The organism is Paenarthrobacter nitroguajacolicus (assembly GCF_029952445.1).
Lineage (GTDB): Bacteria > Actinomycetota > Actinomycetes > Actinomycetales > Micrococcaceae > Arthrobacter > Arthrobacter nitroguajacolicus_B.
The window spans coordinates 23,676-48,361 of the sequence record NZ_JAQPPK010000034.1; the positions used below are offsets into that span (position 1 = coordinate 23,676).

Below are 24,686 nucleotides of genomic sequence, written 5' to 3' on the forward strand. Positions count from 1 at the left end.
CCAAGTGAAGGGGTGCGGATATTCGATATCGTGGCGAGGTGTCTGCTGTTCCCAGTCCCTCGATGCCTGGTGGTCCAGTCGCGTCCGCTCAGCAGATCATCGCGTTCTACCTAGAGGTCGGGACGTTACCGCGCGTGACGGCCGCTTCTGGCGGTGAAGAGGAGGAGCTGTACCGCGCGCTGAAGCGCATGCGGATCCTGCAGCGTCAAGGTCGATTCGACCCGGAAGCAGCGTCGTTGCTGGACGCAGGTTGCACTGGTTGGGCGAACGGGCGGGCTTTCGGCAGTCAGCGCTTGTGGCAGGAACGACGCGATGAGCTGCTCGACTGGACGGCGAAGAATGGGCGGCGGCCGCATCCGTCGGCCGGTGACGAGACTGAGCGGTCTTTGACGAGCCTTGTGGCCGCGTACCGTAAGCATGCCCTGCGCGGCCGCCACCCGGAACGCATCAAGGAGCTGAACGAGCTGATTCCCGGGTGGGCGGGGACCCCTGAATAGGTGCCGAAGGCCTGACTGGCGCACCTGGGAAACGAGTGAAGGTCGCTTCCCTGTAACCAGCACTGCACTGTCCAGCACAACACTTCCAAGGAAACGCCCTGGGATTATGCTGTGCGGATGGCGATGGCTTTTGAGCCGTCGGGGATCTGGGTTTCGGCGGCGACCTTGGCTGCTTCGTAGGTGTCGGCTTCTGCTTCGACGCGGCTGAGGTCGCCGTTGCCGGCCTGTACGGTCAGGGTTACTTTCACTCCCATATTTTAGGCAACCGCCCGCGCCAGCGTTGACTCCAGCGCCGCGTGCAGGGCTGCCCTATCGCCGGGTTTGAGCCGGTCGACCGGGCGGGATCCGTCCAGTGCGGGGCAGGGCGTCATCATCCACAGTGCGAGATAGTTGTGGGGGATCCGCAGCTCCATGGCCCGGTCGAACAAGCCTGTCACCACGGGGTTGAGGGTCAGGTCCGGCTGGAACTGGTAGCCGGGGCGGTAGGTTCCTTGGTCGTGAATGAAGACACGCACGAGCCGCCGCATCACCGGCTCCGGATTCTGCGACACGGCGGTGAGGCGTTCCCTGACCTGCTCCAGGGTGGGCAGGCCGTATTCTTCCCGGATCCTGTCCCACAGCTGGGGCGGGATGGGGGAGCGGTACAGGTCTGGCATTAGCTGATGGAATCCAGCAGCCACTGGTCGGTGCCGGGGTTCCGGCGCAGCAGGAAGGTGCGCAGCTCGGCCCGGGCGGAGAGTTTGACCTGGACGCGCCAGTACTCGATGTCCACGATGTTCCCGACTCCGACCGGGGCGGCGCGGCGGGTTTCCCACCAGGAGTCCCTTTCGAACCAGTGGACTGGTTCTTCGGTGATCACCCAGACGCGCCCGTCATACCGGACGGCCAACGGCCGGCCGGTCGGGCTGAACCGGACCTCGACCACGGTGCCGGTGCTGGTGTCGTGGGCTGCTGTTGCTGTCACGGTGTACGCGCTCTCCTAGGTTCCTGCTGTTGATCTCGTCGCGGCGGGTGACAGCTGACGCCCACACCCATGTCCGGTAGGTCATGGGCCCGTCCTGCCATCTGACTTCCGCGGCCTTCGTTGTCCAGGCGAACACTTCGCCGTCGACGAGCTCGGCGCAGTTCGGGAACCTCATCCACGCCTTCACCGGGATCCCCGGGAAGCCATGGGAGACAGGAAAGTTCTTGAAATCAAGCTCCTCCAAGGTGAGCCCGAACGGCTGCGCACGCTTGGAGTACCGCGCGTGCAACGCCTTCACCGACTCATCTCCCATTACCACACCTATTCGAATATATATTCGAATGACACGCCAAAAGTATAGCGGCCCGTAAGGTGGGCCGCTGGACCTAGCCTCCATTGAGGCCCTGACATTTAAGGCCAGGGGCGGGTTTCACACAGTGGTGGACAACCTGAGCTGCGCGGAGGGCTCCACCTGACCACCATGTGCAAAACCCGCGCCTGCGCGACGAACGGGGGCTACTGGGTGGGAAGCTGCGGCGGGATTTCGACGTCGGCGGGGTCCAGGTCGGGGCGGGCCCGGACGTAGCTGATCGGGTGCCGGTAGGCGTTCCCGGACCATGCCACATCTGTTGTGACTTCGAGGACGATCGGATCGATGAAGGTGAGGTGGACGGGGCTTTTGTCTTTGCTGAACCTGTTCAGCGCTGTTTCGCTGATGTCCTCGGGCCAGGGGTGCCCCGGCTTCGCCGGGCGCAGGTACTGGCGGAGTTCCCTGGCTGTGACGGTGGACAGGACGGTGGAGCGGCCGACGATGCGTAGTTGCCCGTCCACGGGGAGCCCGGCGATGAAGGCCTGGGGCTGGGTGATCGGTCCGATCACCGCGGCGCACGCGATGTCGGTGAGGTCTTTGTGTTTGAGCTTCAACCACGCCCTGACCCCGCTGTGGTAGGGCTGGTTGCCTCCCTTGAACACCAGCCCTTCGACCCCTGTGGCGGGCAGCTCCTTCAACCACGTCTTCGCCAAGTCCATGTCCGTGGTTGTGGGGGAGAGGTTCAACGGCGCGGCCCAGTCCGTGGCCAGTTCCTCGAGCAGAGCCCGCCGGTTCGTGAACGGGATCTCCCTGATATCGTGTCCGGCGACGGCAAGGACATCGAAGGCCGCGAACGCGGCCGGCAGTTTCTTGACCACGCCCGGGGGCGCCGCCCTGGCGGTGACCATGCGCCGCTGCAGCGCGTCGAAGTCCAGCCTGTCCCCGTTCCGGATCACCGCTTCACCACCCCGGCGGCACCTGCGCTTCCAGCGCCCGGGCGTGGTCGGGAAAGACCCGGGTGAAGTCCTTGCTTTGCCGGGAGAACAGCCTGACCCCGTCGGGAGCGATGAACGCGATTGATCGGCATGCATGTTAATTGCCCACTTGGGTTTGGCGAAAATTCCACCCGGAAGGGCATTGGGTCCGGGGAATGCCTTTACGAGTTTCGCCAGGGCAACTGCAACCGGTGGTTGCAGTGCCGGTGGGATGGACTCGCTCATCGATCCCTTTCCGTTCGTGCCGCGACGTGCGGCCCGGCCATGGGAGTGGCGCCCGGTTAGAACTCCACGGGGTGCTCAACAGCGAACCGCACGGGGGACTCGCCTTTGACCAGGTTCTCCGGTTCGGGATTCATGACGGACATGGTGATCTGATCGATGAAGTATTCAATATCCGCTTCGGGGGCGTCATCGCGGGGTTCCATGGGGCCGGGCCGGCCAACTTCGAAACCGGTGATCTCGTCGTACTCTTCCACGGCCATCTGCAGGGTTTCGTGAACTGCGTTCGCGAAACCCTCTGCCGTCTCCTGATCCAGGAAGCCCTGGATCTCCAACTCAGCGTTTTTGTCCTCGTTTTGTACGTTCACTTTGAAACCAAGCATGCTGCTCCTTTGAAGTATTCGGGATGTTTGAGGATGGCCTTGCTCGGCCAGCCTTAATCGCCTGGCATTTGCCAGCAGACCGTGCAGAATGGGCGTCTCTGGCTGCGCTCACCCTTCCCAGGCTCAAACCTATGGGCCACAACGAGGGAAAGCCGGTGGGTTCCTCGCACGCGGCATATGAGGCCGCCCAGTCGATAGTGCGCCCTGGCTCGCATCGGAATCATGGTTATCCCTCTCATTATTGCTGGATACTCATCCAAGCATGGGCCAGGGCTCCGACAGGATAGCGGCCAGCTGTTCCCACATACCGAGGGGTGCAACCATCTGAAGACAGGTTCCGCTGCGCTTCACCAGGAAACGGACCCTCGCTTCGCTTCGGCCTGCAAAAGCCTCTTTTTGCCTTACAGATGGCTGGCTTGTTCTCCGTACAAGGCCACTGATCGTAGCCGTCCGGGGGCCCGACCCGTCAACCCACGCGACCGGGGAATCCCGCCCGGTCGCTGCGCTCCCTTATTTCGCGGGATTGCCCGCTCACTCTTCGGGGTTGACGGCCCACCCTCGACCGGCTGCGACGTGGGGGCCTCGCACGGCGGGGCAGAAGGGGGGTGGCTACATGAGCATCGACGAAGCGATCAAGCTCGCGACTTCGGTCGTGAGCCTGATGACAGCTGTCATCGCTCTACTCTCCACGCGGAACGCGCGCTTAAAGAGCAAACGCTCCCGAGCTGGAACTCGGAAGCGGAAGCGTAAAGCGAGGAGGTAGTAGTCACACAATCCGGTGGTCGTGACCGCTCAGGTTGCGGCCACCGGTCTCCTTTCTCAGGATATGGCCAACTCACCGATAAGGAAACCTCATGGAACCGATGACCATCGTGAATTTCGTTCTCTCACTCACAGCACTGGGAGCTTCGATCATGGCGTACCGCGCCAACTCCAGGATCCGCAACGACGAAGGAAGTTAACCGGACCCATCGCCTTCCTCTCCCTCTAAGAAAAGTGTCCCGCCTGGGATTGGGGGAAACCAGGCGGGACGTTCCTTACCTTAGTGGCCCAGACTGACAGTTTCGGGAATAAGGCATGCTCGCGGGGCTCGCACCCTTTTGGGCGTCCACTTCGCTTCGCTCCGTGGCCGGCTGTTGGGTCCAGGGCGCGCCGTCGCAGAGCTCCGGACACCCTGCACCTTTGTGTCTACGACGTTTTTTGGCTGCTGTCCTTCGGATTCTATGTGTCCGCTCCACCCCGTCTAGCCCCTCCGCAGGCTCCGGGGCCTGCGGTGCAGGAATTTCCCTACGGCGCTCCTGCGTCGCTTATTTCCTCCGGGAATTTCCTTCACCTTGCCCAAGGGTAGACAGGCCTCCGTCGGCCACAGCTCCGCAAGCTTCGCCAGCAGCCAAAAAACAACGGGGGAGGAAAGAAAGTAGCTGGCCGGGTCACACCGCTCCCTCACCATTCCTCTGCAAAAGGACACAAACCATGAACGAGCCCCTCAACATCAGCACCCCCGCCGACATCCTGGCCTACGTCCCGCACATGCTGGGCGAGACCCCCAAGGAATCCTTTGTCCTGATCACCATGCAGGGCAACGCACTCGGCGCCACCTTGCGCCTTGATGCCCCGCTTTGCTTCGAACCCAAGGCATTCGCCCAAACCGTCGTCAGCTACGCGACCGCCGACGAAGCCGCGACGGGAACTTTGTTGGTCATCTACACGGACGAGAACACCACGGCGGACCCCCGCCCGTTCTCCGAATACGTGCAGGCGCTACGGATCGAGTTGGAGACAGCGCGGATGCCCCTGAAAGACGCATGGATGGTGACCTCAGAAGTATGGAGCAACTACCTCTGCATGGACCCGGTTTGCTGCCCCGAGCGGTCACTGGACGAGATCACCAACAGCAGCGGCAACGCAGCCCTGATCTACCGGGGAAGCAACGTCACCGGCTTCACGAACCCCGAGCCGTTCACCGGTGAGGCCGCAGCCCGCGAAACCATCGCCGCACACAAGCCCGACGGCTGGCCCGAGAACACCGAAGCACGACGCGCCCAGTGGGCCGAACTCCTGCAAAACCCCAAAGGCCTCACGCATGAAGCCGCGCTGGAACTGGCAGGAGCGTTGCAGCACCCCATCACCCGGGATTACCTGATGGCGGACACCATCACCAACGCCCCGGATCAGTTCACTTCCGTGCTGCTGGGTGTGTTCGTTGCCCGGCCCGACTGGACCCGCGTGGACACCGCCCAGGAACTCGTATTCGAACTGATGAAAGTCACCCCCGATGGACAACGTGCCCCGATGCTGAGCGTGATCGGCTGGATTGAATGGCTCAAAGGCAAGTCCAGCTTCGCGGCCCGCTACTTCAAGCTCGCACTGGAGGACGTAGAAGGGTTCCGGTTCGCCGAACTCATGGCCGATCTGGTCAACCGTGGCCTGCTGGCGGACTGCGTAAGAGACCCGAAAAAGGCCTACACCCGCCCATAGGCCGCTAAACAAAGTAGGGCCGGACCCCAGCACAAGGGTCCGGCCCTACCCGTGGGATCTCGCCCAGGGGCGCGCGGCCTCCCCCGCTCCGCTCCGCCGGCCGCGATAACGCTGCCGCGGGCGTAGCCACTATCCAGCCAAACCGCAGAAACAGCCGATACGGTGAAAGGACAAGCAGCCCAACACCCGAAGGCAGGTCCCCGCCGTGGCCGAAGAGATCCGCATGACCGAGGCAGACACCGTCGCCCCCGACGCCAGCCCAGCCGAAGACGTCCTGGAGCTGCGCCTACTCACGGCCGGACCCGTCACCGGACCAGTTGACCGGCCCCTGGTAGACCACCGGTTAGACGAGCTGTAAAGCACGCAGGGCTGACGCTGCCCCCACAATTTTCTTTTGCCGAGAAAACAGTAAGAGCCGGCCCCGGTGGGGCCGGCTCTTTCGCCTTACCAACTAAGGGCAACTTGGGTGGATCCGCGGGGACCGGGGCAGAAGCATGCTCGCGGGGCTCGCACCCTTTTGGGCGTCCACTTCGCTTCGCTCCGTGGCCGGCTGTTGGGTCCAGGGCGCGCCGTCGCAGAGCTCCGGACACCCTGCACCTTTGTGTCTACGACGTTTTTTGGCTGCTGTCCTTCGGATTCTATGTGTCCGCTCCACCCCGTCTAGCCCCTCCGCAGGCTCCGGGGCCTGCGGTGCAGGAATTTCCCTACGGCGCTCCTGCGTCGCTTATTTCCTCCGGGAATTTCCTTCACCTTGCCCAAGGGTAGACAGGCCTCCGTCGGCCACAGCTCCGCAAGCTTCGCCAGCAGCCAAAAAACAACGGGGGAGGAAAGAAAGTAGCTGGCCGGGTCACACCGCTCCCTCACCATTCCTCTGCAAAGGACACAAAACCATGAACGATCGCGTTGCACGCGCCGCCCTTACTCGGCACTTTGACCCCCAGGACACAACAGGCCGCGCCCTCGTGCGAGCGTTGGGCGCATTTGCGGCGCTGAGAGTGGCCACTGGGGAACAACCGCCCCACACTTTCCGGCACATCACAGAAGCGGACCTCACCGAGGCGCTGCGGCGATGGGCACCCCGCATCCAAGACGTGGACCCTGAGAACGACTTGGCTACCATCGAACGCTTGGGCGGCGGTTTCCTCATCCCGGGAGACGAGCACTGGCCCATCGGCCTCGATGACCTGCCCGATGCCCCGTACGGCCTCTGGTACGTCGGGAACATCGCCCACGGGATACCCCCGGTGAACCGCGCGGCCGCGGTGACCGGATCCCGAGACTCGACCAGCTACGGCGCTGCCGTGACAGGCGAGATGGCCCACGGACTGGCCCAACGCGGCCTCTGCGTGATCTCCGGCCTGGGGTATGGCATCGACGCCCACGCTCACCGCGGTGCCCTCGCTGGCTCTAACGGCAACGTCACGGCGACGATCGCCGTCGCCGCTGGTGGTCTTGACCGGGTTTACCCATCCGGAAACGCGGACCTCGCGGCCGCGATCAAAGCCACCGGCCTGATCATCTCAGAGCAGCCCCCAGGAAACGCGCCGACGCGGCACCGTTTCCTCCAGCGCAACCGCATCATGGCCGCCCTGGCCGGAGTCACCTGCATCGTCGAAGCAAGGTGGCGTTCCGGGGCACTGAGCGCAGCGCACCACGCCGAAACCATCGGCCGTCACGTCGCCGCAGTACCGGGCAGCGTGCACAGCGCCAACTCGGCCGGATGCCACAAGCTCCTTCGAGAAAGCGGTGCCTTTCTGGTCAGTGACGCCGCCGACGTAGCCGAGATACTCGCCGACTAACCCCACTGGTGGCCGGTCCTTCGGGGCCGGTCGCCTTGTGTGGGCGGGCGGTCCGCCGCAGCTGGCCGGCCCTTGTGGGTGGTCGCCGGCGACGGACCGCCGTCCCGCGACAGGTCCGGCCGTGGTCACCTAATGCGCGCGGCAAGCCCACGCCTGGAACAACTTGGGCGGATCCGCGTGGGGGCCAGGGCAGAAACATGCTCGCAGGGCTCGCACCCCTTTTGGGCGCCCACTCCGTGGCCGGCTATTAGGCGCTGCCGGTCCGTCGCAGAGCTCCTGCCCGTCATCACCTGCTTGTCTACGACGTTTTCTGGTTGCTGTCCTCCGGATTGTAGGCGTCCACTCCACCCCGTCTAGCCCCTCCAAAAGCAGTCGGGGCCTGCGGCACTGGAATTCTTCGACGGCGCTTCGCTTATTTCCTTTCGAAGATTTCCAGCACCTTGCCCTGCGGGTAGACAGGGATCCGCTGGCCGCCAAGCAAGCAAGCTTGCCAGCAACCAAAAAACAACGGGGGAGGAAAGAAAGTAGCTGGCCGGGTCACACCGCTCCCTCACCATTCCTCTGCAAAAGGACACAAAACCATGAACGCAGCACCAACGCTGGAAATGCTCGACCCCACCACCCTGACCGTGGATATCAACGTCCGCAAAGACGCCGCCCTGACCGTTGACTTCGTTGCCAGCATCAAAGAACACGGTGTCATGGAGCCAGTGATCGCCCACCGCAAGGACGACGGCACCGTGCACGTGCTGATGGGACAGCGTCGCACCCTCGGAGCCGTCGAAGCCAAGCGCCCCGAAATCCCTGTGATGATCATCAACAGCCCGGAAGAAGCCGAACGCATCGTCACGCAAGTGGTGGAGAACATCCAGCGGGCCGAACTGACCGACGCGGACGAAGCCGACGCCTACCACCAGCTGTCCCTGATCGGCGTATCGGCGGCAGCGATCGCCAAGAAGACCGGACGGAAAAAGGCCACCGTGGAAGGCGCATTGAAAGCCAAAGCATCCGAGGCCGGAACCGCCGCCCTGGGCAGAGGCTTCACCATCGAGGAAGCCCTGATCCTCGCCGAATTTGAAGGCGACGAGGAAGCAACCCTTGAACTGGAAACGGCCATTCAGGACGAACCGGACCAGCTGTTCCACGTCGCGCAGCAGCTCCGCGACGACCGGGCAGCAGCCGCTGCCCTCGCGGCGTACACCGCAGAGGTTGCAGCAACTGGCGAAACCATTGTTGAAAGGCCCGGTTACGACGATGAAGAAACCGCCACGGTTACGTCGCTGAAGCGGGTAGACGGAGAACCGGCCACCGAAGAGGACGCGAACGCCGTCTACATCAGTCAGGACTATCGGGGTGAATTCTCCACCGTCCCGGTGATCGTCGGGTGGAAGGAACTTGGTTTCACCCAGCGGTATGGCTACCAGTCGTCATCGGCCAATAAGGGGCCGATGACTGAGGAACAGAAGGCCGAACGTAAAACCCTGATCGCCAACAACAAGGCCATGGAATCGGCCACCACCGTTCGTCGGGAATTCGTCAAAACCCTGTTGGCGAAGAAGCAGGCACCGAAGGGCTGGCAGTACTTCACTGTCCACGCGATCACGCACCACTCCGACGTCGCCCGGACTTACGACGGAGAAGTTGCAGCCGAAATGGTCAGCGCCAAGATCGAGGGAGAGAAGTCATGGGCGTGGAACCCGCTGAGGGACCACGTGGCAAAGTCCACAGCCCGGCCCGAGTTCTCCCTGATTGCGCTGGTTTGCGCCGGATACGAGAAGTCCATTGCCAAGGACTCGTGGCGGTCCCCGTCCAATACCCACCGGGACTATCTGAACCAGCTCGTCACATGGGGCTACACGCCGAGCGAGGTTGAGCAGATCATCATCGACAGCGGAAAACCAGCCGAAGAAGAAGCGGCCTAGGAACCCCTTGCCGGGCGGAACCCCACCGCCCGGCAAGGCCCCCGCCACTCACCACTAGCTGGGCCGGGAACCTCCCAAACGTCGGGCGGGCCGTCGCCCAGGGCGAACCACAGTAGCCACTCACCAGCGACGGACCGCCGTTCACCGCCACCAGGCAATCACCCGCCAAAAGCCGCGTTTCGCCGGCCACCTGGCTACTCCATCGACTCGCCACCGCGAAGCTCATCCCATGGCAGGAGTCACCATGACCAAGCCACCGATACCGGATAACCCCCTCAGCGACTTCATGAACAGCGGCTTCGCCGGGACCTTCGACTGGTCACTGCTGGCCATGCTCCTAATGAACGCCGTCCTTGTTTTCGCATATGTGGCAGCTGCCGCAGCCTTCCGACAGGCACCACTGCGAACCATCGGGAACCCCGCAGGCATCGACCTCGCTTTCGGCACGGCGATCGCAGTTCCCCTCGCGTCCCTGATCGCGCAAGGCAGCCGCGGCCTGTTCGGCGGCCTGATCGTGGGAGGCTTCGCATCCGCTATCGGCGTCTTCCTGTGGGGACAGGCGCACGACCGTAAGCCACAGGCCCGCCAGCAGAGCAAAGCCAAAGTCCGCTAGACTGAACCACAGATTTCCTTTGCAGAGGGAAAACAGGAAGGGCCGGCACTTTCAAGTGCCGGCCCTTCCGCTCTTAACCCAAGGACCCGCCGAACGGGCACCTTCCCCATGGTCCAAGCCAACCGCCGCCGTCGTACCGGCCGCCGTGGAACAGTTCTTTCAGCCTTGACGACACACTGGGGGAGCGGGGCCGACCTGACACAGGCATAGGAACCACACGCACAGGGCAGCTTTCACAGCGGCCGGGGGAGTTCCGATGGACTACTACCCGCGATCTTCCAAAACACACCAGACGCCTGAATCACCAGAAAAACAACTACCAAAGAGAGGCAGAAAACCCCTAGATTTCGGGGTAAAACCCTAGTTATTCAGGTGAATAAACGCTAGAATATAAGTATCAAGTCGCCCAGACGAACCTAACCAAAACTCATACGAAACCGAGGACTGAAAATGACTACCTCCACCACCGACACCGCAGCCCGGGACTTCGCCATCGCAGAATTCTTCCTTGGCCTCGCAGCAGTCGCCCAAATCGCCGTCGCCGCACTCGGAATCTGCGCAATGACCGGCCTGGGCGTCGTCCCGACAGTGGCCATCACCGTGATCGCCACCCTCGCCGGTGCCGCAGCATTCATCATCGGCATGGGGAGGAAGTAATGGCCACCGCATACACGGTCTACACCAAGCCGAACTGCCGGAACTGCGACCGCACCAAGGAATACTTCGACTCCAACGGAGTCACCTACACGACCGTGGACATCACCGAAGTACCCGCCGCCCTGGAATACATCACCACGGAGCTTGGCTACTCCCAGGCACCCGTCATTGTGAACAACTCCGATGACCAGGACCACTGGTCCGGACTGCGCCCCGACAAGCTCGTCCAAGCAGCCATGAGCCACAAGGCAGCGTGAAGACCATGACCACACCGCACCCGGTGGACGGGTTCAAAATCAACCCACGGATCCCGCTGGAAGTGGACCTGTTCCGGCAGGGCAACCCCAGCGGCAGGATCACCCCCGACCCTGTGGAACCCGAGGTCATAGACCTGTACGACGGTTTCTATGCCGTCCCTTACCAAGGAGGAGATGACCGGTACCTGGAGGCGATCACCCGCGCCCCACTCGGTGCCGGCGGTCTATGGGACGAACACACCGCAGACCAGCACCAACCCAACGACCTCACCCACGATGAACCACATGCGACCGAACCTCAGAACGAAACCACAACAGACATCGAGAACACCACCAGCACACGAGGAAAAGGAACCATCATGGCCGGCGAAACCACCATTACTGTCATTGGAAACCTGACATCAGATCCCGAGCTGCGCTTCACACCTTCGGGATCGGCGGTCGCGAATTTCACCATCGCGTCAACGCCCAGGACCTTTGACCGTCAAGCCAACGAATGGAAGGACGGGGAGACGTTGTTCCTCCGCGCCAGCGTATGGCGGGAAGCGGCCGAGAACGTGGCCGAGTCCCTGACCAAAGGTACCCGCGTCATCGTTTCCGGCCGGTTGAAGTCCCGGTCTTACGAAACCAAAGAGGGCGAGAAGCGCACCGTTATTGAACTCGAGGTAGACGAGATCGGCCCGTCCCTGCGATACGCCAACGCCAAGATCAACCGCACCCAACGCACCAACCATGGCGGCGGAAATGGGGGAGGGTTCGGCAACCAGGCAAACACCGGACAGCCCCGCCAGCAGGATGACCCGTGGGCCGCGAACTCCGCAGCCAACTCCGGTTCCTGGGGCAACGGCCCCGACTCCGAACCGCCGTTCTAAACCTCCGCAGCCTGATGGCACTACCGGCAAGCTGCGAAGAAGGATGACCAGCCATGACTAGACCCACGGGTAGGGAAAAGGGCTCGTACTTCACCGAAGACGACCTGAAACAGATCCGCGCCGCCGTCGCTGCCGTCGGCCAGCAGGAAGGTTACGTGTCGATCGCTGACTTCGTCGAAGCAGCTGCACGCAGGGAACTGCGTCGGCTGCAACGCAAATACAACCATGGCCGGAAATGGCCGGGGGTTGAAGCAGGCCAACTCCGACCAGGGCGACGGACGCGCGCCGAAGCGGCAGCGAAAGAGGACCACCCGTAAGTCAAGGGTTTGGCGGTGAAGAACGGGTGAAATGGCAGAAGGAGGAGGCCCATCGGCCTCCTCCTTCTTTGGTGTCTGTGGACGCTGGCGAACGCGGGTTTTAGGGCTAGTAGAGAGTGACTGGGGCGTTGTACAGGGCGTGGGCGATGATGCCGGGAATGAGGCTCTTGAACCGGATCGTCATGATGGCTGCCGCTATTCCGAAGGTTCCGGCTGAGAGGACGTTGCAAACGCCTGAGAGGCTGTGCACCGAGGCGAACCAGACGGTGGTGACAGCAGCCAAGGCAACGACGAAGACGGTCATCATTCTGACGGTGATCTTTTGCCGGGCGGTGGCAAGGTGGAGTACCCACATGCCGACGACGAGCGGGCCCCGGTAGAGAAGTTCTTCGGACAGGGGAGCGTACAGAAGGCCGTGAACGAAGGTCATAGCCGGGGTCGCGTTCTCCTTGGGTGTCATTCGCGGATCCACGCTGGGAAACCAGTCCTCCTGGGGGAAGTGAACGTTCGTCAGGACCAGGTAGTTCAAGCCAAAGAAGAAGGCAGCTACGACGATCCCAAGCAGGAGCATGCCCCGCCACTGGCCCAGGGTGTAGTTCCGAAATCCGAGAACCTTTAGGGGTCCTTCGGACTTGGAGCACGACACCACGCCACGCCATCCTGGGATGACGGGCTGCGGGTACATCGGAGGGGCGAGAGACGTTGATGGCGAAAAGAATCAACGGGGACCCAAGGAGCGGTCCGACGATGCCGCCGATGACGGCAGCGAACCGCGACTGACCATAATCCATCCCTGGCAATGACATAGCTGCCAGAGTCGTAAGCTGGCCCCACTGCGGCTAAGCAGAGAACGAGCACGACAAGGCCAATGGTGAGGGCGATTGCATTCGTAACCCGGGTGACAGTCGGCCCGGGGCTGTCGTGGTTCTGTGCAGTCCTGGTCATTGGTTCCCCATTCTGGGGCGCGGTCCGTTGCGTCATGTTTGTGGTAGTGATGGTCGCCGTTCCCGGCTGTGGTGATCGCCGCCAGTAGCTCACTGGTAGCCCCCTGGGCGCCTGAGATCCCGGCCCTGAGTTGAGGGTTCCTGTCACCAGCTGCGCCAGGACCCGCAAACAGGATGTGTGTCGTCCCGGCTGAAAAACGCCAGTCACGACGACCAGGGGAGACGGCAGCGCCACGGTTTGGAGCATGGGGAACTTTGCCGGTTGTACGTGAGGCTTACGCGTGGAGGCTGTGCACAGCCACCGCCCGCTGTGGGCGACCAATGATCGGGCGGTGACGTGGTGGTTGTGTGCAGAAGGTCAGCTGGGTCCCGTCGTCCACCTGTGTGCGGGAAAAGCCCGAAGGAGTTAGCTTTTGCCGTGCACCTGTGGACGAGGGGTTACTCTTCGTTGCGACTCGGAATCTCGATGCCGGAAGCGTTGCTGCCATTCGTGTCACGGCTGGCTGCGCGACGTTCAGGTTTTTGGCGGGGACGGCCGCCCAGGTTTTTTGGGTTGGGTTCAATGCCAAAGTCCTTCAGATCCTTCTCAGTCCAACCGTGGGTCCTGGCTGTGCGGTGCAGCTGGCTCAGAATCAGTTCTGCGGCGGTGAGGTTCGCGCGTGCTTCGCGGTACTTGACGGAGGCTTCGGCGATTTCGCGAATGAAGCTGATGCGCTCGTTGCGGTCGGCGTCGAGCTTTGCCGCGGCTGCTTGTTCGATGCTTTGAATGTCCATGCCAGCAAGCCTATTGCGACGCGCAGGCGCAACCCGGGTTTTACACGCCCGAGCAGAAGGTTTCGAAAACCACGCCAATTTCTGTTGGCGGTGCAAGTTATCCAAACGCATATGCGTTTGATTTGATTCCTGGAGGAATGGTGCCAGACTGGTGTCTTGGTCCCCATGCTGGGTGGGGTCGCTGCGCTGGCGTGGGGGGGTGTGTTTGTGGCTGAGGAGGCGGACCGTGGTGTCCAGGTCAGTCGTGCGCACGCGTCGGAGCGGCGGGAGAAGCAGTACTCGCTCAGGTTGAACACGGAGGAGCGGGAGAAGCTGGACGCGGCGGCGTTGCTGCATGGCATGAAGCTGTCCCGGTATTTGATTGAGGCCGGTTTGGCGATGGGCCGGGGTTCGGGGTTGGCGGAGCAGCGGCAGAGCGTTGATGAGTTGATGCGGATCCGGGTCCTGCTGGGCCGGACTGCGTCGAACATTAACCAGATCGCCAGGTACGCGAACGCGACCAGTGAGTTCCCTGATGATGCTGCGGCTGCGGTGCGGTACGCGAAGGATCTGATGATCCGCATTGATGCGCTCGTGCGGAGGGTGGTGTAGCCGGTGTTCGCGAAGATCACGAAGGGTTCCGGCGCGGTCAAGCTTGCCGTGTATTTGGCGGGGCCTGGCCGGTCGAATGAGCACACGAACCAGCACGTGGTGTGCGCGTCGGACATGATCGCAACCGTGGACATGGGCACCGAACTGGACCACCAGAAAGCGGTGGCGTTGGGGTACGAACTGGACCACCCGAACCGGATCTACGGGAGGGGTTCGACCCGTCACCACATCTGGCACGCTTCGCTGTCGTTGGATGCCGGGGCGGGGGTGAAGGACGACGCTTTTTGGGAGGGCGTGGTCCGGGAGTTCCTGACGGAGATGAAGTTCGAGGGCGTCGACGGTGACGACTACCGCTGGGTCGCTGTCCGCCACGGACTGAGCACCAACGGCAACGACCACGTGCACATTGCGGTATCCATGGTCTCCGAATCGGGGAAGCGCTGGGCGACCGATAAGGACTGGCCGCGCGCGTCGGCCGCGTGCCGTGACATCGAGAAGCGTCACGGGCTGCGGTTGTTGAACCAGGGTGTGAAATCACCCGGGTACGCCGAGGGCGAGCTGCACGCCCTCGCGAGGCGCCGGGCGTACGCGTTGCACGAGAAGCAGCGCGCCCAGGACGCGTTGATGGTGCCGTGGAAGTTCCTGGACCGGACCGCCCGGGAATACCTGATCGAGGCGCAGATGCCCGAGGTCCAGCCCCGGTACGAGCTCGCCATGAAACTGCGCGCCGCGATCGCCGGCGCACGGTCCGAGGCAGAGTTCGTCCGCCGTGCCCGCGGCAATTCGATGCTGATCCGGCCACGCTACGCCGAGGGCGGCGAGACCGCCGTCGTCGGCTACTCCGTCGCCCTGAAACCCGTCCACGGGGAAACGCCGATCTGGTACGGCGGCGGCCGCCTCGGCGGTGACCTGTCCCTGCCCTCCCTGCGGGCCGCTTGGCCAGAGCAGTCACCAGATGCGGCCGTGCCGGAGTGGGAAGCAGCACGATGCAACCGCCCGACGGTTGCCCCGGAAGCCGGTGAGGTTGCCGGCGTGGATCTGGCGAAGTACTTCGAGGAACTCAACGGCTACCTCCGCACCGTTTCCGAAGTGTCCGTGGATGATCCTGTGGCTTATGCCAGGGTCGCCCGCGAAGGCGCCGGGTTGTTCTCCGCCTGGGCCGTCGCCGCCGGCAAAGACGGCGACACTGCCGCGAAAGAACTCCGGGAAGCGGCAGCTATTTTCGCCAAACACGCCCAACTCACCGACCAGCCAGTACGCGCCGTCGTGGAACCCTCCCTGGCGTACGGGGACCTGTGCACGCACGCGGCGATCAGCAAGTCCCGCCGGGCCGGTGCCGTCGCGGTGGTACGGGCCTGGGCGAACATGGGCGAACACCTCGGCGGTGCGTTCAAAGCCCACGGCTGGGCCGTCCGCTCCGAATCCCTCGGCACCGAACTGCGCACCAAACTGGACGCCGTGCACGACCAATACCGGACCATCAACCCGGCCAAACCACAGTCCCAGAACGGTGGCGGGGGAGTGGCCACGATTGAGAAACCGGTCCGACTCTCCGCAACGCAAACCCGCGAGCTGCGGCTGCACCAGATCGAGGAACGACTCCGAGCAGACGGTGTGCCCGAGCAGGCCATCGCGGCCCGCATGTTCGCCGAACGTCAACAAGCCGGGGCGCCGGTCGAGAGGCGCGGAAAGATACCCGGCACACCCAGACACGCAAGTGACGACAAGGCGCGGCAGCAGCAGCGCGGACAGCAGGAAGGGAAGGGATTGTGATGAGCGAAGACATTGATCAGCCGTTGGAGGAAGCGCTCCAACATGGCCTGGCCATTAGCGCACAAATCGGCCGCGAATTGGCTCGCGCTTGGCGCAACCACCTGGAAGAAAGAGCCCGCACCGACGACCGGACCGCCGCCCTCGTCCAACACGCCTTCAACACCGAACGCGACACCGCGGCCGCGACCCTCGCCCCCGTCAAAGACCCCGCCTGGTGGGACGACGCCACCGTGAAAGAGATCTGCGACGCCTACCAGATCGCCAACGCCTGGGCCGACCACGACCCCCGCACAGCCCACGCCGAAGAAACACTGCGCCTCGCCGCCGCCGAACGGTACGGGATCGACCCGGACCGGCTCCTCCGTGAAGGCCACCGGCACACCGACACCATCATGAACACCCCACCCGAACGACTCGCCCAAGCACAACGCTGGGCACGGCTGGAAGGGTGGAAGAGCGACATCCCGGAGTTCTACCCCGAAGCCCAAAAAATCCACAGCCTCCTGAAGGACTACGACCGAGCCGTCACCGGTGCTACACGGGCAGAAGCCCTCGCCGAAGAAGCCCGGAAGCAGGCCGAACAACAAGCCTCCGAATCGAAGGACCTCACCGGCCAGGCCGGCCGCGACCACGAGCTCGCAGACATCCTGGACCAGCACGCGACAGAACCCTCACCGGCAGACCTCGACAAAGCCCGGGCCTGGTCCATGGCCAACGACCCGGAATACGCCGACAAACCCACGGCCGAAAAAGACCGGCTGGACCGTGAACTCCTGAAGCATTGGAACGGCGCCGGGGATCCCAAGCAAGCAGCTGAAGGTGGCCCCGTCCGCAAGGACGCCAAACAGCACGAACACGCAGGGGAGAAGGCTGCCGTCGCCGCAGGGGCCGCGTACGACCAGGCCAGTCGCCTGGAAGCCGAAGCAGTCAGGATGCGGGCAGCCGGAGCACCCGAACGGGCCATCGCCGCCAAACAATTCGGGCAATCCCAGCAGAAATACCCGGCAGCCCACGCAGCCGCCGGCGCCAGCAAGACCACTGGTAAGGTCAAAGCCAACCCCGCACAACGTGTCCGGACCCAGGCTCAGCACCTCGGCCGCTGAACGACTCCCGCCGTAGGCGCGAAGAGGGGTCCTGCGGCGCTGAGCCGCGGGTCCCTCTCCCACATTGAAGCCTGGATTAACTATCAGCTATGTTTGTGGGCTTCCAATGGTGTGTGGTGCCAGCAGCGTCCGAGACAGCTTGGCTCGCAGGCATTCAGTGAATATCCGCAGCGCGGGACGGCTGGCGCGCCCGACTAAAGTGTATCGGGGTGTAGCTAGACCGTGAACAGCCCATGCACTACCAGCGCTCCCAGGCAGACCGTCACGATCGTAGCTATCGCCTCACGTTGATGGCCTCAGGACATGGTCGTCGGCTCAACCCCGTCATCAGACTGTGCCACCGATAGTCTTTTGCCATGATGGATTCGGTGGCTCACCTGTTCACACGGCTTCCTGTCCGCATGGATGTCCTTGGAACGAGCTTTGAAGGCCGCGTTTCAATGGCGGACTTCACTGTTTGGCTCCCGCGGGTAAGGCGCGACGAATCCGGACGCATATCCGGCAACTTGGTCGAGCCGTTTCGAAGCGACTTGTGGCCCACCATCCCGGGTGCCGAACCATGGGGCGAAATATGGTTCGGCGAGACTAACCATGGCCCGGGGGATCCGCAGGCGGCTGGCGTCTCACAGGTGGCGTTCAAGGTGCGTCCGAAGCCCGGGGCCGGCGAGCAGGTTGTCTTGTCCCACAACGTTGGGACTCAAATAAATGAATGGTTTAGCCGGGCTGTCGTGTGGATGGAGCTTTGGAGTGGTAACAACCTAAATGTCGAGGATGGTGTGGAGCCGACCACCATGTGGTCGGTCCAGTTCAAAGAACCGGGAAGTCCCAACACATATACCTGGTTTCCCTCGGAACGCATCTACGATTTCTCTACGGATCGGGCGCTCACGAAACTAATCCTTGAATCAGCATTCAGGAAGGCCACGGAGGCGGTGCAGCCTGCAGACGCGTGGATGTTGTACCTTTCGGCTTCAAAATCCGAGGATCCGAGACTCTCTGTGATCGAGCTTGGTACAGCGGTTGAGGTGGCGCTCTCTCGATCGATCCATGACCGCCTCAACGGTCTCAGCGAGGCGGCCAGGAATCAGATAATCGTCAATGCAGGGGGGGTGGTGGGTTTGGTCCGCATACTTGAGAAGCTGGATGAATCCCCGCAGAAGTCCTTCGCGAAGCGAACCATGGATCAGTTAGCGTATCCGCGCAATTTAGCTGTACACGCCGCCGGCCAACCAGCGTTAGAAACGGTCCGTAACGCGTTCCATACGGGCAGGGAGTTGCTCTCCAGATACGCACCGCTAGCCGGCCCCTAGCCCGCCGCAACGACACCTGTCGCAGTGGCGATCCGACACCGGGGGCGAGACCGCGGGCCCAGCATCGGCCAGTAAGTCGATGTGTTTCAAGCAGAAGCGCGAACGGCCATAAGGCAGCGAACTGCTAAAGAAGAAGCCTAAGGTGACTCGAACTACTGCTGCCACGGCGTCGTTGAGTTGGGCCTCAATCTTCTTGAGCTGCTCGCCCAGGGTGCTGATGGTGTGGAGGTGGAGGTCTGGGGCGATGTGAGAGTGCCATTGATCGATGAACAGCGGTTCCAGGTCTTCGCGGTCGCTGACGTAGGTGGCCTCATCGCTGGAAGGGCCGCCGGCGTAGATGCGGTGGTGGGTGAGGTCTTCTTCGGCGGGGTCCCAGACGCGCGTCCAGAGCTGGTCCATGATGACGTGCTTTTGGAAGGGTTCTTCCAGCCGATCACTTGGGAAGGTCGCCGCCAGGCCACCCTGTCCGGGTCGGTGTTGTCTTCCCAGATCGTGTTGCCGTCGGGCGTCATCAGGCTGATCTGCCTGTGTTTCCCGCCGGCGCCGTACATGCCGTCGGCGAAGACGCAGACGACGTAGCCTTCATGGTCGCTGCCCTCGCCGCCAAACAATTCGGAGAATTCCAGCAAAATTAACCGGCAGCCCACGCCGCCGCAGGGGCCGGCAAATCCACAGGGAAGGTCCAAGCCAACCCCGTGTAACGCGCCCGGACCCAAGCCCAACACCTCGGCCATTGAGACACGTCGTAGAGGCCGTAATTGAGCCCTGCAGCACCTTGGTGCCGGGCTTAGACGCCGAACATAATGTAGCGTCGCTCCATCTCAGGAAGCTGCGATCGCCACCCACTGAAGGGTGTTGCAATCCCAACGCTGCTCCGCAGCCTCGCCGCGGCAGGCTGGTTCTAAAAGCTTCGTGGCCAGTGCACTAGCTGATTCGAATGTCGTGTATTCGCCGCAAGCGGGAACTTCACGCGCAAGTAATGGGTATTGGTCTCGCCATTCCAGAGGCGGGTCAAAGGTCGGATCGCCCTCAAGTTTGCGTACGGCCCACTCTGAGCTTATTGCGAAGGACAAAGGTGCACCATATATATCTTGAGAACGAGCAAAGACTACTAAATCGATCAGATCACGAACTCTGCTTGATCGCTTGTTTGCGGAACCGTATCGAGCTTGGGTAGCGCAAAGTTTGTCCGCTATATGGTCGACAACGGGATAGAGCAGCATTCTGGGGGAGTCCAAGCCGTCGATCTCCAGTACAGACCTAAAGCTTTCCTCCGGATCCGCAGTCATGATAGATCCCACCACCAGGTCGACCTTTACTGAATGCACCTTTTGGCTCCCGCAGTACGCGTCGAACACTACTCGCACTCCTTCTACTGCGGGTTGGTCTCCGCCTTGCCCAGCAGTGGTTTTCTTAACGGGTTCAAAGCGGAAATGGTCCTTGAGATCCGCCTTCGCGGCGGCAATAAGGTCCTGGTAGGCCGCGTCTAGGTCGACAAGCTGGCGCAATAGATCCACATCCTGGGTTGTGCGCGCGTCGCTGACCCTGGCGAGGACAGCGTTTCCCCCTTTCAGCACCCAATTTCCCGGTCCGTTAAATATGCGCGCTAAAAATCGTTCATGTACGAATTGTCCCAAGAAGGCGGTCACGGTTCGTTCACCACTCTTACTGGCAGTTTTCGCATGCTCGGTAACAGCACGCCAAAAGCTCTGGCTGGTCTTGTAAGAAGTCGGTGATTTCAAGATGCTTCCTCCCGGGGCGCGTCCTTGGTATTTTGTAGGCTTTTGCGTGGACCGTCCTTGACTGTGTAACGACGACTTGCTTCACCCAGCTGCTTGATCGTTTCGGCCATTCCGTTGGTGAGCGTGGGATTGGCGAGGTTTGCCATGGAGGCCGATGAGGCCAGCTGCTTGATCGTTTCGGCCATTCCGTTGGTGAGCGTGGGATTGGCGAGGTTTGCCATGGAGGCCGATGAGGCCAGCTGCTTGATCGCTTCCGCCATTCCGTTGGTGAGCGTGGGATTGGCGAGGTTTGCCATGGAGGCCGATGAGGCCAGCTGCTTGATCGCTTCCGCCATTCCGCTGCTAAGCACAGACGTGGAGAGCTGATCGAACAGGCCCTCCTGATATTGTTGAATGGCTGTGGCGGCTATGAGCTGCCCCACTGGGGACCTGGCGGTCGCCGTTGCAAGGGCGGCGGTGCTCAGTCCCACTAGATCGAGCAGGTTCTCCAGGAGCTCACTTCCATCGCCGTATGGGGTGCGGTAGGCGACTGTATCTAGTTTTTCACGGAGCTTTGCGAGGTCGAGTACGCCGGAGATGTGCCCGTCCTTTATGGCATCGGCGACATGTGTGAGGTCGTGACCGCTTTGGATAAGGTCGGCGATCGTCCGTTCGGGAGTTGTTGTAGGTAGAGCATCTACAAGGACCACATCCTCCGGGATTAGTGGAAGTCGATGCAGCCTCATGGAACGGACAGTTTGTTTCCGCCTGTTTGTGTTGAGCTCAGGTACATGGTTCAGCAGATCACCCATAGCGTGCAGCGCGGCCGCTGAAGTATGGGACGCAACGATGGCTTCACGACTCTCGCTTATCCGCTCTTCTACCGTGCGCCCAGGATCGAGACTAAGCCATGCAGCGTGAAGGGCCTGGAAACGATCTGTGCTGGACACCATTGTGTAAATTCCCTGTTCCACACGTTCCAGGAGTCCAGCATCCACGAGGCGTACAAGTTGCATACGACTTACGCCATGCGCTACTGCCTGCTGAGTGGTTAGAAGCCCCCATTGGGCTGCCGCGAGCTCACTTACTGTCGCCAGTACTTCAGATGACATACTGACATTGTATCGTTAAAAGAGACAAACTCAGCATGAGCAATCATTTCTCAGCTCTAAGTGCTGATTTTGTAACCCCAAGTGATACAAAATCTGTATCTAGAGTCCGTTGTGGCGCAGGCTTCGCACCTGAGATGGGATCGGTGCCGTGCTTCTTCCAGATGAACAATGTTTGGATGCGAGAGGCCCATCGGCTGGTGCCACGGATGCGGGACAGTACAGTTCAAGTCTGAGATGCCTACGAATACGCCCCTCGGTTGACGGGGCAGTTTGGCTTCTCGTCCGGCCGGAGGATCGATCTTCCTGTGCCCGAATGGACTCTTAGCCATGATAACCATGACCCCTTCCGCGCCTGTGGCTGACGGGCTCGTCACCGGCGCGGCCTAAGACCAGGCCGGCCGGAGTCGGAGTCGAATGGATACGTGCCGCCATAGGCGCCCGAAAAGGTAATCGTCGCGAAGCATTCCGGGAAGTCCCAGCGGGAAGTATCCCGCGAGCTAAGCAGTCGCGATAAGGGCATACGTTCCCCGAGAATCGGCCAGGTCGGCCGTAAACTCAGTCCATGAATGGGTTCGTGGGACCAACCGCTCTCGTGAGTTGGGCGCATCGAGATGAAGACTGGTCTGACCTCCAGTCCGAAGAATGGATTGAGAAGGTTGTTCAATTTTCAACGCTCTTGATGTCCAATGGCGTCACGGTTTCCCTCGATCTATGGAGTGAAACGGATCCCGACGTCGATTGGACTCGATGGGGACAACGACAGGTCCAGAACTGCGATCTCGTACTGATTTTGGTTTCGGACGCATGGCGTCAACGGTGGGAGGGTACCAACTCCCCTCATCTCGGAGCTGGTGTCGTATCTGAGGCGGATACCCTCAAAGGGGTGTTCAACGAAGACCAACTCGCGTTTCAAAGGAAGGCCCTCTTGGTCCTCCTCCCAGGAGTGGGCAAAGAGAGCATCCCATTGGACCTGCACAGGTTGCAGTGGTACCGAATCACGAGCATGGATGCGCGTGGAATTGAGCCGCTCCTTCGTAGGATCTACGGTCGGCCCCTGCATGCACGGCCTGTAAGAAAAGACGCCCCAGAGCTTCCGGCGAAGTTGCCCGGAGACGCAGCTCATGGTGCTGCTTCAAGCCCTATCGCGGCCAAGCGAGGCGAGCTAGATGAAATCAAGGCAGGAGACCCGGACGCCGGGAGTAGCTCTGACCACTCGGTATCTCTCAGCAAGCCACCGCTCGGAGAGGCCCCGCGAACTCGTAAGGGTTCCTTGTGGGCGAAGGTGACGATCGGTGGGGTGGTGGCGGCCCTCATTACCTTTGCGGCATTCGCCAACAACGCTTCTGGTGCCCTTAAAAACTTCTGCGACATGGCCCGGTGGTCTGTTTGTTCGACGAGCCCTTCACCGTCCGCTTCGCCGAATAACCCAACAGCTGTTGACGTAACCCCTCAGCCGCTTCCTCCGGAGACGGATCAGGCAAAATTGGCGGCCGCATATGACGGGACCAATCCAAGCGGCTGCGCTGATGCTGGCACCTCCACCATTGATACGCTCCAGATAAAGCGACTGGGCACGGACAACCCACTAGCAACCGTGCAAATCAAACATGCCCCAAAGTGCAACACAACTTGGGTGAGGGTCATCAATACCTTGGATGGATCGACAGTTAATAAGGTGGTTGAGCGACGAGCTGGTGATGGACTGGCTGCGTTCAAGTCAGAAGTCCCTGAGTTCAGTGGCAATTTTTCCATTCCAGGACGAAATACCTCCTACGGCAACCAGGTGTATGCGCCGGGGTGCGTTACCGCCTCCGTTCAGATCACGGACGCCGCCGGGTCGCTGGCAGGCGAGCTCCCTCCTCAGGAGTTTTGTTGGATAAGCCCTCCGAGCTGAGAAGACCTGTGGCTCCGCTCATGGTCGTTGCCGCGACCAAGGTCTGACGCGAGCGTTGACTCCGACAATTGGTCAGGTTACGTAAGTCTGGTTGGACAAGGGGTGCCGCGATGCATCGGCGCGTATGTGCCCAACGGAACAGCGGCTCAAATGCGGCCGCGGGCGCTGACTTGGGGCTTTTTACGTCGGGCCAACCAAGGCCCTGATCCGATCAAGGTTCCCCCTCGTCGCCGGCCTCGTCCTTCGGCTCAGCCAAGGGGCCCCTTAAACCCAGCTTTAGGGCATCTGAGCCATGTTTAATCATGGTCGAGCTGGCTGTCTGAGAGAGCTGCTGGTCTCAGTGGTAGCCGAACCGTCACTGCTGTTGGGAAAGCCGCGGTCAATGCCCAGTGCTTATTCCCTGGGTATCCCAGCGCTTGCGTGCTCCCTGCCGGGTGATTCCGTACGCTCTGCCGATTTTGTCCCAGGAAAGACCGTCGGCGCGGGCAGCCGCTACGGCTTCGTCGAGCTGAGCTTCGATCCTTTTGAGCTCTGCGCCGAGGGCGCTGATGGCGTGGAGATGCGCGTCCGGGGCTACGTGGTGGTGCCACACGTCCAGGAATAGTGGTTCCAGATCCTCCCGATCACCGACATATTCCGGGTCATCGCTGGAGGGATCCCCGGCGTAGATGCGTCCACCCTCGAAGTCCTCGTCTGCCGGATCCCACACCCTCGTCCAGAGAGGGTCGAGGATGACGTGTTTGTTGAGCGGCTCGCAGCTGCAGGCGACTTTCCAGCCGACCACCTGGGATGGCGGCCGCCATGCCACGCTCTCCGGGTCGTCGTCGTTTTCCCAGATCGTGTTGCCGTCGGGTGTCATCAGGCTGATCTGCCTGTGCTTCCCGCCGGCGCCGTACATTCCGTCGGCAAAGACGCAGACCACGTAGCCCTCATGGTCACTGCCTTCGGTAAACCAGCCCATCGTGCCTCCCTTCATCGCCTCATCGTTGCTATAGTGATCAGTATGCCGGAAGACAACAATAGTTGCCAGTAGTAGATTGTTCGGCAACCTTAGTGGCGTCCCTGCGGATTAGATGTGGACGTATTCGGTTATTCGGACGTACCCATGCTGCAGAATAACCCGTGTGGAAAGAACAGAAATTGGTCGAGTCGGCCTTCGCTGGCGCACTCAAGCTGCG

Annotated in this window: 26 protein-coding genes; 15 read left to right on the top strand and 11 right to left on the bottom strand. The window is 61.7% G+C overall.

Annotated features, from left to right (window positions below; translation table 11 throughout):
• Positions 1 to 134: 134 nt before the first annotated feature.
• Complete coding sequence (locus PJL15_RS19795; protein WP_281452846.1) at positions 135 to 497, top strand: hypothetical protein; 363 nt, start codon at positions 135 to 137, stop codon at positions 495 to 497.
• A gap of 104 nt (positions 498 to 601) precedes the next feature.
• Here PJL15_RS19795 and PJL15_RS19800 read toward each other — a convergent pair whose 3' ends face one another.
• The 5 genes from PJL15_RS19800 to PJL15_RS19825 form a co-directional block, all read right to left on the bottom strand.
• Positions 602 to 745, bottom strand: a complete 144-nt coding sequence (locus PJL15_RS19800; protein ID WP_281452847.1) for a hypothetical protein — start codon at positions 743 to 745, stop codon at positions 602 to 604.
• Between the two features lie 9 nt (positions 746 to 754).
• Entirely contained in the window at positions 755 to 1,153 is a 399-nt protein-coding gene (locus PJL15_RS19805) for an antitoxin Xre/MbcA/ParS toxin-binding domain-containing protein (RefSeq protein WP_281452848.1), read from the bottom strand.
• On the bottom strand, positions 1,153 to 1,461 hold the full coding sequence (locus PJL15_RS19810) for a hypothetical protein (protein ID WP_281452849.1): 309 nt from the start codon (positions 1,459 to 1,461) through the stop codon (positions 1,153 to 1,155). The genes PJL15_RS19805 and PJL15_RS19810 overlap by 1 nt, the downstream gene beginning before the upstream one ends.
• A 516-nt stretch (positions 1,462 to 1,977) precedes the next feature.
• Complete coding sequence (locus PJL15_RS19820; RefSeq protein ID WP_281452851.1) at positions 1,978 to 2,727, bottom strand: ATP-dependent DNA ligase; 750 nt, start codon at positions 2,725 to 2,727, stop codon at positions 1,978 to 1,980.
• Positions 2,728 to 3,047: 320 nt separating this feature from the next.
• Positions 3,048 to 3,371 carry a hypothetical protein gene (locus tag PJL15_RS19825; protein ID WP_281452852.1) on the bottom strand — a complete coding sequence of 108 codons (324 nt, stop codon included), beginning with the start codon at positions 3,369 to 3,371 and terminating at the stop codon, positions 3,048 to 3,050.
• A gap of 1,473 nt (positions 3,372 to 4,844) precedes the next feature.
• Between PJL15_RS19825 and PJL15_RS19830 the strand changes: the two genes are divergently transcribed.
• The 9 genes from PJL15_RS19830 to PJL15_RS19870 all read left to right on the top strand — a co-directional run bounded on the left by PJL15_RS19830 (position 4,845) and on the right by PJL15_RS19870 (position 12,286).
• Positions 4,845 to 5,849, top strand: coding sequence for a DUF4192 domain-containing protein (locus tag PJL15_RS19830; protein ID WP_281452853.1), 1,005 nt, complete (start codon positions 4,845 to 4,847; stop codon positions 5,847 to 5,849).
• Between the two features lie 223 nt (positions 5,850 to 6,072).
• Positions 6,073 to 6,207 (top strand): hypothetical protein, encoded by a 135-nt coding sequence (locus tag PJL15_RS19835; protein WP_281452854.1) that lies wholly within the window; start codon positions 6,073 to 6,075, stop codon positions 6,205 to 6,207.
• Positions 6,208 to 6,739: 532 nt separating this feature from the next.
• Positions 6,740 to 7,648, top strand: a complete 909-nt coding sequence (dprA, locus tag PJL15_RS19840; protein ID WP_281452855.1) for a DNA-processing protein DprA — start codon at positions 6,740 to 6,742, stop codon at positions 7,646 to 7,648.
• A gap of 581 nt (positions 7,649 to 8,229) precedes the next feature.
• Complete coding sequence (locus PJL15_RS19845; RefSeq protein WP_281452856.1) at positions 8,230 to 9,570, top strand: ParB/RepB/Spo0J family partition protein; 1,341 nt, start codon at positions 8,230 to 8,232, stop codon at positions 9,568 to 9,570.
• Between the two features lie 244 nt (positions 9,571 to 9,814).
• Positions 9,815 to 10,183, top strand: coding sequence for a hypothetical protein (locus PJL15_RS19850; RefSeq protein WP_281452857.1), 369 nt, complete (start codon positions 9,815 to 9,817; stop codon positions 10,181 to 10,183).
• 450 nt (positions 10,184 to 10,633) lie between these two features.
• On the top strand, positions 10,634 to 10,840 hold the full coding sequence (locus PJL15_RS19855) for a hypothetical protein (protein WP_281452858.1): 207 nt from the start codon (positions 10,634 to 10,636) through the stop codon (positions 10,838 to 10,840).
• Complete coding sequence (locus tag PJL15_RS19860) at positions 10,840 to 11,097, top strand: glutaredoxin family protein (RefSeq protein ID WP_281452859.1); 258 nt, start codon at positions 10,840 to 10,842, stop codon at positions 11,095 to 11,097. Before PJL15_RS19855 ends, PJL15_RS19860 begins: the two co-directional genes overlap by 1 nt.
• A gap of 5 nt (positions 11,098 to 11,102) precedes the next feature.
• Entirely contained in the window at positions 11,103 to 11,969 is an 867-nt protein-coding gene (locus tag PJL15_RS19865; protein ID WP_281452860.1) for a single-stranded DNA-binding protein, read from the top strand.
• A 53-nt stretch (positions 11,970 to 12,022) separates the two neighbouring features.
• Positions 12,023 to 12,286, top strand: coding sequence for a ParB family protein (locus PJL15_RS19870; protein WP_281452861.1), 264 nt, complete (start codon positions 12,023 to 12,025; stop codon positions 12,284 to 12,286).
• Between the two features lie 106 nt (positions 12,287 to 12,392).
• Here PJL15_RS19870 and PJL15_RS19875 read toward each other — a convergent pair whose 3' ends face one another.
• A complete protein-coding gene (locus PJL15_RS19875; RefSeq protein WP_281452862.1) occupies positions 12,393 to 12,935 on the bottom strand; it encodes a CPBP family intramembrane glutamic endopeptidase in 543 nt (180 codons plus the stop codon).
• A gap of 733 nt (positions 12,936 to 13,668) precedes the next feature.
• Positions 13,669 to 14,004, bottom strand: a complete 336-nt coding sequence (locus PJL15_RS19880) for a hypothetical protein (RefSeq protein ID WP_281452863.1) — start codon at positions 14,002 to 14,004, stop codon at positions 13,669 to 13,671.
• A gap of 207 nt (positions 14,005 to 14,211) precedes the next feature.
• On the opposite strand from PJL15_RS19880, the gene PJL15_RS19885 reads away from it, so the two are divergent.
• From PJL15_RS19885 to PJL15_RS19900, 4 genes are all read left to right on the top strand, one after another.
• Positions 14,212 to 14,595 (top strand): plasmid mobilization protein, encoded by a 384-nt coding sequence (locus tag PJL15_RS19885; protein WP_281452864.1) that lies wholly within the window; start codon positions 14,212 to 14,214, stop codon positions 14,593 to 14,595.
• Between the two features lie 3 nt (positions 14,596 to 14,598).
• Positions 14,599 to 16,368, top strand: coding sequence for a relaxase/mobilization nuclease domain-containing protein (locus PJL15_RS19890; RefSeq protein ID WP_281452865.1), 1,770 nt, complete (start codon positions 14,599 to 14,601; stop codon positions 16,366 to 16,368).
• Positions 16,368 to 17,471 (top strand): hypothetical protein, encoded by a 1,104-nt coding sequence (locus PJL15_RS19895; RefSeq protein WP_281452866.1) that lies wholly within the window; start codon positions 16,368 to 16,370, stop codon positions 17,469 to 17,471. The genes PJL15_RS19890 and PJL15_RS19895 overlap by 1 nt, the downstream gene beginning before the upstream one ends.
• Before the next feature lie 356 nt (positions 17,472 to 17,827).
• The gene (locus PJL15_RS19900; protein ID WP_281452867.1) at positions 17,828 to 18,781 is read left to right on the top strand and encodes a hypothetical protein; all 954 of its coding nucleotides are present in this window, start codon (positions 17,828 to 17,830) and stop codon (positions 18,779 to 18,781) included.
• Here the strand turns inward: PJL15_RS19900 and PJL15_RS19905 are convergent.
• The 3 genes from PJL15_RS19905 to PJL15_RS19915 all read right to left on the bottom strand — a co-directional run bounded on the left by PJL15_RS19905 (position 18,767) and on the right by PJL15_RS19915 (position 21,614).
• A complete protein-coding gene (locus PJL15_RS19905; protein ID WP_281452868.1) occupies positions 18,767 to 19,180 on the bottom strand; it encodes a hypothetical protein in 414 nt (137 codons plus the stop codon). The genes PJL15_RS19900 and PJL15_RS19905 overlap by 15 nt on opposite strands.
• 422 nt (positions 19,181 to 19,602) lie before the next feature.
• Positions 19,603 to 20,523 (bottom strand): nucleotidyl transferase AbiEii/AbiGii toxin family protein, encoded by a 921-nt coding sequence (locus PJL15_RS19910; RefSeq protein ID WP_281452869.1) that lies wholly within the window; start codon positions 20,521 to 20,523, stop codon positions 19,603 to 19,605.
• Positions 20,520 to 21,614 (bottom strand): type IV toxin-antitoxin system AbiEi family antitoxin domain-containing protein, encoded by a 1,095-nt coding sequence (locus tag PJL15_RS19915; RefSeq protein ID WP_281452870.1) that lies wholly within the window; start codon positions 21,612 to 21,614, stop codon positions 20,520 to 20,522. The genes PJL15_RS19910 and PJL15_RS19915 overlap by 4 nt, the downstream gene beginning before the upstream one ends.
• 562 nt (positions 21,615 to 22,176) lie before the next feature.
• Here PJL15_RS19915 and PJL15_RS19920 point away from each other — a divergent pair.
• Entirely contained in the window at positions 22,177 to 23,508 is a 1,332-nt protein-coding gene (locus PJL15_RS19920) for an SEFIR domain-containing protein (protein WP_281452871.1), read from the top strand.
• Positions 23,509 to 23,887: 379 nt separating this feature from the next.
• Here PJL15_RS19920 and PJL15_RS19925 read toward each other — a convergent pair whose 3' ends face one another.
• Positions 23,888 to 24,484: a hypothetical protein gene (locus PJL15_RS19925; protein ID WP_281452872.1), complete on the bottom strand. Its 597-nt coding sequence runs from the start codon at positions 24,482 to 24,484 to the stop codon at positions 23,888 to 23,890.
• Positions 24,485 to 24,686 lie beyond the last annotated feature (202 nt).